General features: G+C 65.1%; 7 protein-coding genes and 1 tRNA gene. 5 read left to right on the top strand and 3 right to left on the bottom strand.

What is annotated here, in order from left to right:
- The 3 genes from VIR09_RS20990 to VIR09_RS21000 form a co-directional block, all read left to right on the top strand.
- Window positions 1–1,181: FGGY family carbohydrate kinase (locus VIR09_RS20990; RefSeq protein WP_332014603.1), on the top strand; the 1,181-nt coding region annotated here is incomplete at its 5' end.
- Window positions 1,178–2,947: a glycerol-3-phosphate dehydrogenase/oxidase gene (locus VIR09_RS20995; RefSeq protein ID WP_332014604.1), complete on the top strand. Its 1,770-nt coding sequence runs from the start codon at window positions 1,178–1,180 to the stop codon at window positions 2,945–2,947. The genes VIR09_RS20990 and VIR09_RS20995, both read left to right, overlap by 4 nt.
- The gene (locus VIR09_RS21000; protein WP_332014605.1) at window positions 2,944–3,699 is read left to right on the top strand and encodes a GntR family transcriptional regulator; all 756 of its coding nucleotides are present in this window, start codon (window positions 2,944–2,946) and stop codon (window positions 3,697–3,699) included. Before VIR09_RS20995 ends, VIR09_RS21000 begins: the two co-directional genes overlap by 4 nt.
- Window positions 3,700–4,327: 628 nt before the next feature.
- Here the strand turns inward: VIR09_RS21000 and VIR09_RS21005 are convergent.
- Together VIR09_RS21005 and VIR09_RS21010 are read right to left on the bottom strand one after the other, a co-directional pair.
- Window positions 4,328–6,445: a hypothetical protein gene (locus VIR09_RS21005; RefSeq protein ID WP_332014606.1), complete on the bottom strand. Its 2,118-nt coding sequence runs from the start codon at window positions 6,443–6,445 to the stop codon at window positions 4,328–4,330.
- Window positions 6,446–6,497: 52 nt separating this feature from the next.
- Window positions 6,498–7,913 carry an EAL domain-containing protein gene (locus tag VIR09_RS21010; protein ID WP_332014607.1) on the bottom strand — a complete coding sequence of 472 codons (1,416 nt, stop codon included), beginning with the start codon at window positions 7,911–7,913 and terminating at the stop codon, window positions 6,498–6,500.
- Window positions 7,914–8,270: 357 nt separating this feature from the next.
- Here VIR09_RS21010 and VIR09_RS21015 point away from each other — a divergent pair, with 357 nt between their 5' ends.
- The gene (locus tag VIR09_RS21015) at window positions 8,271–9,281 is read left to right on the top strand and encodes a helix-turn-helix domain-containing protein (RefSeq protein ID WP_332014608.1); all 1,011 of its coding nucleotides are present in this window, start codon (window positions 8,271–8,273) and stop codon (window positions 9,279–9,281) included.
- A 402-nt stretch (window positions 9,282–9,683) separates the two neighbouring features.
- Here the strand turns inward: VIR09_RS21015 and VIR09_RS21020 are convergent.
- A tRNA-Arg gene (locus tag VIR09_RS21020) sits at window positions 9,684–9,758 on the bottom strand.
- 232 nt (window positions 9,759–9,990) lie between these two features.
- Between VIR09_RS21020 and VIR09_RS21025 the strand changes: the two genes are divergently transcribed.
- The coding region (locus tag VIR09_RS21025; RefSeq protein ID WP_332014609.1) for a c-type cytochrome at window positions 9,991–10,604 on the top strand (614 nt) is incomplete at its 3' end.

Below are 10,604 nucleotides of genomic sequence, written 5' to 3' on the forward strand. Positions count from 1 at the left end.
CGACCGACCAGCGCGCCGCCGCCCGCGCCCGGGCGCTGGACCGCCGCATGGGGGATGCGCTGTATGACGAAGTGGGATGCCGGCCGTGGGCGGGGCAGTCGTCGCTGATCGCCGCGGAGCTCTTCGGCGCGGACGCCGGACAGCTCTCTCGCATCCGCCACCTGCTGTTCGCCAAGGACTATCTGGGGTTCCTGTTGACCGGCGAGATCGTCACGGACGCCAGCGACGCCAGCACCGCGGGCCTGCTATCGCTCAAGGCCGGGGCCTGGTCCACGATGGCCTTCGAGGCCGCCGGCCTGTCTGGCCTGGCAGCCACGGCGCTGGCGCCCATCGCGCCCAGCGGCACGGTGATCGGCCGGCTGCGGCCGGCCCGGGCGGCCGCCTTCGGTTTGCCCGCCGGCCTGCCCGTGGCACTGGGCGCGATCGATCTGCTCGCATCACTGAAGGCAGTGAACGCGGAGCGCGAAGGCCATGCCGTGGCCGTGCTCGGCACCTGGTGCGTGAATGCCGTAGTGGCGCCGGCTCGCGAACCGAAACCGGAGGTGGGCGCCATCGTCAGCTTCGGCGATCCGGGCCGCAGGCTCTATCTGGAAAACAGCCCCTCGTCGATGGCGAACGTGGCTTGGCTGGCGCGCACCTTGCAGTTCCCGGATGCCGCCGCTGCGGTGGAATGCGCGATGGGCGTGCCCTTGGGCGCCGACGGCCTGCGCTTCTTGCCGTTCATCAATGGCGGAAGCTGGCCGGCCGGAGCCTGCGCGGGCTATGTCGGCCTGCAAGGACATCACACCCGCGCGCACATGGCTCGCGCCGTGATCGACGCGGTGGTGGCGCTGCATGCGTGGCATCTGAAACGCCTGGCGGCGCTTGGGCTGGGCGTGCCAGGCAGGGTCGCTGCCCTGGGCGGCGGCGCTCGGGACTTGCGGCTGACGCGCCTCCTGGCGGGCTTTCTGGGCCATGCCGTGGAACGCTGCGGCGACGACGAAACCGGCGCGCGTGGCGCCGCCTTGTATGCCGCGCTATCGCAAAGCCCCGGTGGCGACGGCTTGCTGCCCGCCCCCTGCGAAGCGGTCGAACCGCAAGCCGCCGAGGCGCAGGCGCATGCCGATTTCTACGCCGGCTTCCATGGCTTGGTGGACAGCATGGCTCCCGCCTTCGGCCATCTTGCGGGATCGGCCCGATGACCCCGCGCACACCGCCCTTCGCGCGTCCGGCCTCGTTGGCGGGCCGTCATTTTTCGACGGTGATCGTCGGCGCGGGCATCAACGGCGCGGGCGTATTCCGCGACCTGTCCCTGCAGGGCGTGGACTGCCTGATCGTGGACAAGGACGATATCGCCGCTGGCGCCAGCAGCGCGCCATCGCGCATGATCCACGGCGGTTTGCGCTACCTGGAAAGCGGCGCATTTTCCCTGGTGGCCGAAGCCACGCGCGAACGCAATCTGCTGCTGCGCAACGCGGCGCACCTGGTACATCCGCTGGAAACCGTGGTGCCGCTATCCAGCCGCTTCGGCGGCTTGTGGGGCAGCATGTTGCGCTTTGCCGGCCTGAGCGCCTCGCCCGGCGCGCGGGGACTGTGCGTAGTGGGGCTGGGCTTGCGTCTCTACGACCGGCTGGGCCGCAGCCAGCGCGTCATGCCGGAACATCGCATCGAGCGCGTGCCAGCGGCGGACGGCGCGCTGTTCGGCGCGGACGTGCGCTGGACAGCCACGTACTACGATGCCTGGATACGGCATCCGGAATGGCTGGTGCTGGAGTTGATCGACGATGCCCATCGCGGCCATCCGACCTCGGTCGCGTCGAACTATTGCAGCGTGACGGCATGCCAGGGCCGCGCCATTACGCTGCGCGACGCGCTGACGGGAGAATCCGTGCAAGTGACCGCCGACACGGTGGTCAACGCAACGGGCGCCTGGCTGGACCGCGCGGCCGGCGCGCTGCAAGGCGCCGGTTCACGCGTCATGGGCACCAAAGGGTCGCATCTGATCCTGGACCATCCCGCACTGCGCTCGGCGCTTCAAGGCCGCATGGCTTACTTCGAGGCCTCCGACGGCCGGGTGTGCATCGTGTACCCGTTCCTGGACCGGGTGCTGGTGGGCTCCACCGACATACCGGTGGATGACCCGGACCTCGCCGCAACCGAGCCAGCGGAGATCGACTACCTGCTCGGCGTTTTGCGCGAGGTGTTTCCTCGCCTGGATTTCAGCCGCAATGACGTGGTCTACACTTATGTGGGAGTCCGGCCGCTGGCCCAGTCGGATGCCGACAAGCCTGGACAGATATCGCGCGATCACGCGGTGGTGATCGACCCGCCCAACGCACGGCGCGAGGTCCCCATGGTGTGCCTGGTGGGCGGAAAATGGACCACCTTCCGTTCGCTGGCGCAACTGGCAACCGACGCGGTGCTGCAGCAGTTGGGCCGCGCGCGGCGGCAGTCAACCGAGCAGGTGGCCATCGGCGGCGGGGCGGGCATGCCCGCCGATGCGTCGGGGCGGCAACGCTTTCTGGACAGCATCCAGGCAGCCACCGCCTTGGACCGTGGGCGCGTCACCGAACTGTTCATGCGCTATGGTTCACGGGCGGGCGCCGTGGCGGCGGATTTCGCGGCTGCGGGCGATAAGCCCTTGCGCCACGCGCCGGACCATTCCGCCGCCGAGATCCGCTATCTTTGCCGCGAAACGGCCGTGCAGCACCTGACCGACCTGGTAATACGGCGCACCCTGCTGGCCATCCGCGGCCATGTCACCCCGGCGCTGCTGGCCGAATTGGCCGATATCGCCGCAGCCGAGCTGGGCTGGAGCGCCGAGCGCCGGCAGACCGAGTTACGGGCCTGCACCGCAACGCTGCGGGACCGGCATTGTGTTCAACTTCCTCCGGACGAGGCGTCCTGGGCAAAGCCCGCCAATGCCGCCCTGGCCGCAGGTTCGATTTCCACCTCCTTGACGACATGAGCAGCCCCATCTCCACCGAAGCCATATTGGACCGCAGCGCCGGCGCGCCGCTCTGGACGCAGTTCCGCGACGTGGTGCGCGGCAAGATCCTGCAAGGCGAACTGGCCGTGGGCGACAAGCTGCCCACCGAGGCGGAGTTCGGCGAGCAATATGGCATTTCGCGCATCGTCGTGCGCGAGGCGCTGGCGGACCTGGTCCGCAACGGACTGATCTACAAGATACGCGGCCAAGGCGCGTTCGTATCGGCGCGCGAGCGCGACGAAGACTTCGTTTCCACCGTGCTGGGATTTTCGGACGAAATGGAACGCAAGGGCCGCACGGTGCGCACCCAGGTGCTGCGGCAGGAACTGCGTGCGCCGACGGCGCACGAGGCCAGTTCGCTGGGACTGACCGAAGACGGCCAGGTGGTGGCGCTGAAGCGGCTGCGCAGCGTCGATGGCGAACTGCAATTGCTGGTGGAAACCGCCGTGCCCGCGGACCTGGTGCCGGGCCTGCAGCGCACTCGCCTGGAAAACCGTTCGCTCTATGACGTGCTGCGCAGGCAGTACGGCCTGCGCATCGTGCGTGCGGAACGTTGGATAGACGCCGTGCAGCCGGACGCCGAAACCTGCGAATTGCTGGGGATGAAGGAACCCGAACCCTTGCTGCGCATCGAGTCGATCGCCTATGGCGCCAACGGACGTCCGCTGGAACACTATCGCGCCTTGCACCGCTGCAAGTCCAGCCGGCTGCATGTGCAGACCACTACCTGAGGCGGCAGGACGCTTGCAGATTTGGTGATCGGGAGGGAAGGGTCAGGAATTCGCGGAAGACCCATCCCGCTCATGGCTGGCTGTTCGCCCCTCCATCCCCCTCGCATATCGAGGGTCTCCCCTAGGGATGATCCGCATGAGGTCAACTACCCTCGCGGGCACGCGCACGCTCCGCAGCCATGACGCGACTTTTGAATATCCATCCACGGCCAGGCCCGGGCGCCATGCAGCCAGGCTGTGGTTCGACGAGCCGACACCCCTCTCGCTGGCTCAGTTTCGCGATAAGCACTTCCGCGATCACTGCCAGGGGAAGCATGATTCCCCGGGCGAGCGTAACGTCCGAAAGTCGGCGGCTTGCGTCTGGAAGTGGATGAGCTGGCTCGCCGAGGTAGCAGCCCAGGTGAGCGGCGAGCCGTCCACCACGAACTCGAGCGCCAAGGTCTGACACCCTGGTCGCCAGAATCGGCCTAAGCACCAGCATCTTCAACGCTATCGCGCTTACGAGGCGTTTCCCTCTATCCCCCGGACATTCCCTGCCCCCGGAATCTCCCCCATGCACAGCTCTGCCCTCGCGGCCGTCCTCGCGACGGCCGCCACGCCGCCGCCTGGCCCCATGAACAGCAACGACTCAGAAGCGGGCCGTCAGGGATGCGTTGCCGCCGTAACTCATGTCGCCCAATGCGGAATTTCCCGCCCAAGGAATGACCGACACGCTGACGACCGGCGTCAGGGCGTACACCAGGCCCGAACCGATATTCCAGCGGGTATGCGTGATCTTCGCGGTGCGGCTCACGTCGCCGAGATACAGCGAACTGGCGCGGAACGCCACCTCGCCGCCGGTCACGTCCTGCTCGCCATGCGCACGGCTGACCCAGCGCAATTTTTGCGTAACCGCGACATCCGTACCCACTGATACGAAGAGGTAGTTCAAGCGGTAACGTGCCGCGTCATAGGTGAACGGAAAGGCGCTGCCCTTGTCCGTGTAGCGCTGGCGTGTCACCTCGTCATGGCTGAAGCCACCCGACAGCCTTCCCGTCACCGACGGACCGAGGACCATTTCACGACCGGCTTCCAGAGAGGCGCTCCACCCGCGGATATCGGGTCTCGCATTCCCCGGATCAGAGTAGTCCCTGTCCTTCATTCTGATATCGGTGCGCGATTGTGCCGCCGCGCCCGACAGGGTGGCAAACCATGCGCCCCGCGCGTCCGCCTGACGCCAGCGGGTCCAGGCGCCCACGCTGATGTTATTGCCGCTGTGGCGATAGCTTTCGGGCAAGTTCCCCGTCAGGGAGGTCGACAGAAGAATGCCCGCGGATACTTTGTCAGTCAGGCCGTAACCCATGGACAGGGATGCAGACTGGTCATCCGCATGCTTGATCGCCTGATAGGTAGTCCCGCCGCGCACGCAGATGACGCCTTTGGCGTCCACGTCGCAGGGATTGCGCCGCGCGTCGAGCCCGCCGCGCACCAGCTCCATCACGTTGAAGGTTTCACCGGCAAGCCGCCAGCGGCTCGACCGGGCATTGTCCACATACACCATCCTCACCTCGGGTGGTGCCACGACGGGCGGCGAGGTGACGTCGGGCGGAGTTACGACGGGCGGCGAGGTGATGTCGGACGGAGTTACGACGGGGGCCTGCTTCCAGGTGATTTTCCAGAGTGCGGCCTTGCCCCACCATGGGCCTATGTTGGTCGCCTGTGTCACCCCCGCAGCCACCGTGCCATCGGCATTGATGCCCATCACCGTGGATGACCTTTGCAGGAGTGCCGGCGTCAGATCGATCATTCCTGTCTCGGCGCGCCAGAGAAATGCATGCAACTTACCCGCGCTGGATGAAGCGGTGCCTCCGATAGTGCCGCCATCCGCGGATATGGCCAGGGCTTGACTGGTACCGACATTTCCCTTCAGCGTGCCAAGATCGGCCATACCACCGGAATCCCAGCGGACCGCGCGCATGGTGGTAACGCCATCATTGTTGTATGAGTATCCCGCGATCACGCCGCCATTGGCGGATACGGCGGCGGCAACGGAGTTATTGACCTTGCCTATGGCCAGCGCCCCAAGGTCGGTCATGCCCTCCGACGTCCAGCGGAACGCGCGTTCGACTGCGCTATCGCTGGATGCGCTGCCCACCACGATGTTGCCGTCACTCGACACTCCATAGGCGGTAGAGGTACCGGCATTGCCTTTGGCCAACGTGCCAAGATCAGTCATACCTTTCGATGTCCAGCGGAACGCGCGGCTACCACCATTGCCGGTGGAGGCACTCCCCGCCACCACCCCGCCACCGGCCGAGATGGCACGGGCGGCGGAGCTACCCGCGTTGCCCGGGGCCAGCGTGCCAAGACTGACCATGCCTTGCGGCGTCCAGCGGAACGCGCGGGTGTCACCTCCGTCGGTCGATGCGCTACCCACCACGATGTTGCCATCGGCCGATACCCCATAGGCGGTGGAGCTGCCGGCGTTGCCTTTGGCCAGCGTGCCAAGATCAGTCATGCCAGCCGAGGTCCAACGGAAGGCGTGAGTGCCAAGGCCAGAACGCAAGCTGGCGTCGCCCACCGCCACGCTGCCGCCGGCGGATACGGCATTGGCTGTGGAATTGCCAGCGTTGTTGGGGGCAAAAGTGCCGAGGGTGGTCGCGGTAACCGACGGCAGGGATTGCGCCATGCCGTTCTGGGAAAACAGGGAAGCAGCGACGGACACGGCCAGCGCCGAAAGCGACGGGTGGAAGAAAACACGATACATGGATACCTCGAAGATGCCGATGCCGGGAATGATCTGAAATGGTCCGGTTACGTCAGCCGATGCCGGCGGGTTCCCGCCTCATCCTCGGCAGCGCATCCGGATGTGTCGGGACTTGCGAGGCATCATCTGCAGCTGCCTCGCGTGGCAAGGCCAGCACGACCCGCGGACGAGCAGGGACCGGTGCCGCAGCAACGACGCCCTGCATCCAGTCGACGCCAGCGACATAGGCGGCCGCCACATGTTCTTGCGAGCCGATGCCTTCGGCGACGACATGCGACGACAGCGCGGCGGCCAGGCCGCCCAATCGCTGCAATTGGTCTGTGGCGGCCCGGCTGACCGTGGCGGCCTCCACCCATTCGCCACTGATCTTGATGATCGTGGGTTCTATCGCGCGCACGAAATCCAGGCGGGTGTGACCGCTGCCGAAGTCGTCGACGGCGATCTGGCACCCCAGCGACTTCAGCTGCCGGACGAAAGCCACCGCCCGCTCGAAATCGGGTAGCGCCGCGGTCTCGGTGATCTCCAGGGTAAGGCGGGCGGCCACGGTGGGCTGTGTCCGCAAGCGGTCCAGCAGGCCGCTCCACCAGCCCTGATCCGGGGCGAGGCTCATGGCGGAGAGGTTGCATCCGAGACGCAAGCCGGGATGGGTTTCAAGACGGCGGATGACCGCCGACAACACCGCCCGGTCGAGCAGGCACACCAGACCCAGGCGCTCGAGAGCGGCAACAAGTCCTCCCGGCGACAGGTCCGGTTCGTCACGCAGCATAGACAGTCGTAGCAGCGCTTCCTGATAGAGCTGCCCCGACAAGGAAGTTCGTTCAGACGCGCCCTTCGGCTTGGCGGCGAGACGCCGGGCGCAGACGATGGGCTGAAAAACCAGGCTCGCGCGCCGCTGCGAGAGCGCCCGATGGAACGCCAGTGCCGCCGCCATGTCGGACTGATAGTCAAAGCGCCACGCCCATCCGCACTGCGGCGGCGCCAACTCGGGCACGGCGCCGCTTCGACATTCGATTTGCCGGAGTGGACACAGCCCCTCGCCGGCCTCATTCCGCCCGACGCCAAGAGCCACGCGATCTACGCCCACGACAAGCAAGGCACGTCGGGCAGCGTGCATGAACGGCGCTGCGTTCAGCGCCAATTGCCAACGCTCGACCAGGGGTTGCGTGTCGGCGGCCGGCGCATTGTCATCGCCCCGTTCCGTCCGCCGGGGCAGGGTCACGAGGAACCGCCAGGCATCCGCCGCGACCACCAAACCGCCCCACCCGCCCACGCGACGTTGCAGTGCGCACAAAGCAGCCACAGCGAACTCCTCGCCATACACAGTCGCAAGATGGTCGCGGTTGTAGAGCTCGATCAGGAAGTGCGTGGGAGGGACCGCTGACTTGCGCGTTGCGCGCATGGCAAGGCGACCGTTACCTACCGCTGGCGGCGGGCCGTACTGGCCGGAATTATTCAAAATATCAACCATGAATCACATCGCATGCGTTGCCCCACAAGTCATGGACAACGCGAAAAGTGCCCATTGACTGCACAGGGCGGCAAGCAAGTGTCTGGCATCCCGGCAAGGCAAAACTTGCTTTTTGCGCATCGCGTTCAGGGGTTTTGCGCACGCCTCGGAGGACACTCCAAGCAGCGGGTTTCACCCTGGACCGCACCGACTGTGGCGGTCGGGCAACACGTCCGCCAGGCGAGTTCCGGCCTTAGTTTTCCAGGCGGAAGACGGTGTAGGATTTCAACGAAATCTGAGCAACGGCTTGAAAGTGAGACCCGGCGCTTGGCTGTCGCGGGTCAAGAGTCAAGTCGTACTGACCGGCCAGGGGTAGACATGGCAACCAAATCTGTCCAACCGCGCTGGATCAATTGGTCGAACGCGAAACTGCCTCCTTCCGAGCAATTTGATGCCTGGCGGGATCGCATCCTGGCTGGCATCGTGGCGTTTTCACCCGCCATCCAGCGGTCACGATGGGCGCAGCCATTTCCCTGCGTCTTGGAGATGGAGCGGTTTGACGACCTGTTCATAAGCCACAGCACACTCAGCCCGCAGAACCTGGCCCGCGGCTCGGCGGAGATGTCACGCGACAGATTCGATATGTATACGGTGGTGCTCAGTTCCTCCGCGCAGCAGATGCAATACGGAAGAGATGTGCATGTGACGCGGCTCGGCAGCCTCTATCTGCTGGACAATTGCGATCCATTGACCGCGTCGATTGCCGGCCACACCAGCCAGATTACTGTGCATATACCGAGACAGCGGCTTGCCCCGTTGCTGTTGCCGTCAAGGCGACAGACACTGTTCGAGCTGACCGGTGGCGGGAACGGCATAGGCAATATTGCTGCCGGAATGATTCGGAACGTCGTTGCCTACCGCGAACAATTTGACGCCACGGCCAAGGACCTCGTTGCTAATCACCTCGTCGCGCTGATCGCCGCGGCCGCGGGTGCTACGACCGACGCTCAAGCGCTGGGAGCGCATGCGGTTCGCCACGAGCAGCACCTGGCCGTCTGCCGTCACATCGAGAAGCACCTGCCCGACCCCGACATGAGCGCGCTGACGGTGGCGAAGCACTTTCGCATCTCCCCGCGCTATCTACACAAGTTGTTCGAGCCGAGTGGAAAATCGTTTGCCCAGACGGTTATCCATTTGCGGCTGGTCCGGTGCGGCAAAGAACTCGCGAATGCACCCGGCCATATCGCCATTTCCGAAATTGCCTACCGAAGCGGATTCGGCGATCTCTCAAATTTCTCGCGAGCCTTCCGGCGCATGTACGGCGCATCCCCAAGAGACTATCGCAATGCCTGCCGATTAGTGCTGATCGCGCCAAAGCGCCCCGCCTGAAAGGCCCAGCGGTGTTGCCCGCGCCTGCTCCTTCCCAGCGCGAAGAAGCTCGACATGCGTTTCAGGCAGGCTTGCCCCACCACCATCACCGGGGAGGTTCAGGGCTTTGAGTTCGTCAGTCGACGCGATGAACTTTGGACGCGTGCCCACGCATTGAAGAGACGCTATCCGCGCTGGGCATCCGGGATCGGGACGATGGGTCACAAGAACGCGTAGATGTTCTTCGGCGTCTATTCCAAGTGGATTGACGGGGAATCGAACCAACGGGAAAAGGCGAAGATGGCGGCCCTATATGCCGAGCATTTGCCTACCCGGGAGCCGTAATTGGAAGTCCAAAGTACTCGCGTAAATTCGCGCGTTCTGGACCCAAAACGGACCCAAAAACGTAAGTCTTGGATTTGGTGGCGCGCCCGACAGGAATCGAACCTGTATCAAGAGCTTCGGAAACTCTCATTCTATCCATTGAACTACGGGCGCAGCGCAAGGAGGCGGTATTGTACCCAGTTTTCCGGGAGTTGCATGAACAGGATCAAATCTACGGTCAAACTCAGCGAAAACCCGGTCAGATGCATTGGACGCGTGTCTATGACACCGTTATATAATCCAGCGTTTGCTTGCAAGGCGGGCCGTCCATGCCGCCGACTTGTGCAGTACTGATTTTCTGTTGCCGCCGCCAGGCGCCCCCGGTACCCGTTAGCAGGATTTGGTCATGAGCAACGAGCAGGAACACATAGAAGAGCACTCCTCCCCCATCAAGACCCCGAAACAACTGATCGTCACGATCGTCCTGTCTTTCGTGATCCCGATCGCCATCATCATCCTATTGGTGAACATGGTGGTCTCGGGCAACAAGACAGGAGCAGGTTCGGACACGCTGTCCCAAGAAGCCGTCGCCAAGCGCATTGCCCCGGTCGCGGGTTTTCAGCTGGTCGATGCGAATGCCCCCAAGGTCTTCAAGACCGGCGAACAGGTCTTCGCCGCCGTCTGTACGGCCTGTCATACCGCCGGCGTGGCTGGCGCACCCAAGGTGGGCGATAACGCCGCCTGGGCGCCCTTCATCACCGCGGGCTACGACGCCATGATGAACGTGGCCCTGCACGGCAAGGGCGGCATGCCCGCCAAGGGCGGCAACCCCACGCTGTCCGACTACGAAGTCGCGCGTGCCGTGGTGTACATGGCCAACAAGTCCGGCGCTTCCTTGCCCGAACCCGCCGCTCCGGCCGCGGAAGGCGACAAGAAGGAAGCGGCTGCCGCTCCCGCCGCCGCACCCGCAGCGCCCGCAGCTGCGGCCCCGGCTGCGGTTGCAGCTGCCCCGGCACCGGC

The organism is Achromobacter sp. (assembly GCF_036567245.1).
Taxonomy (GTDB): Bacteria; Pseudomonadota; Gammaproteobacteria; order Burkholderiales; family Burkholderiaceae_B; genus Achromobacter.

Excerpts from the sequence above, each read along its gene's own strand:
- VIR09_RS21000 (WP_332014605.1), top strand. The coding sequence starts at position 2,944 with ATGAGCAGCCCCATCTCCACCGAAGCCATATTGGACCGCAGCGCCGGC.
- VIR09_RS20995 (WP_332014604.1), top strand. The coding sequence starts at position 1,178 with ATGACCCCGCGCACACCGCCCTTCGCGCGTCCGGCCTCGTTGGCGGGC.
- VIR09_RS21010 (WP_332014607.1), bottom strand. The coding sequence starts at position 7,913 with ATGGTTGATATTTTGAATAATTCCGGCCAGTACGGCCCGCCGCCAGCG.
- VIR09_RS21005 (WP_332014606.1), bottom strand. The coding sequence starts at position 6,445 with ATGTATCGTGTTTTCTTCCACCCGTCGCTTTCGGCGCTGGCCGTGTCC.
- VIR09_RS21015 (WP_332014608.1), top strand. The coding sequence starts at position 8,271 with ATGGCAACCAAATCTGTCCAACCGCGCTGGATCAATTGGTCGAACGCG.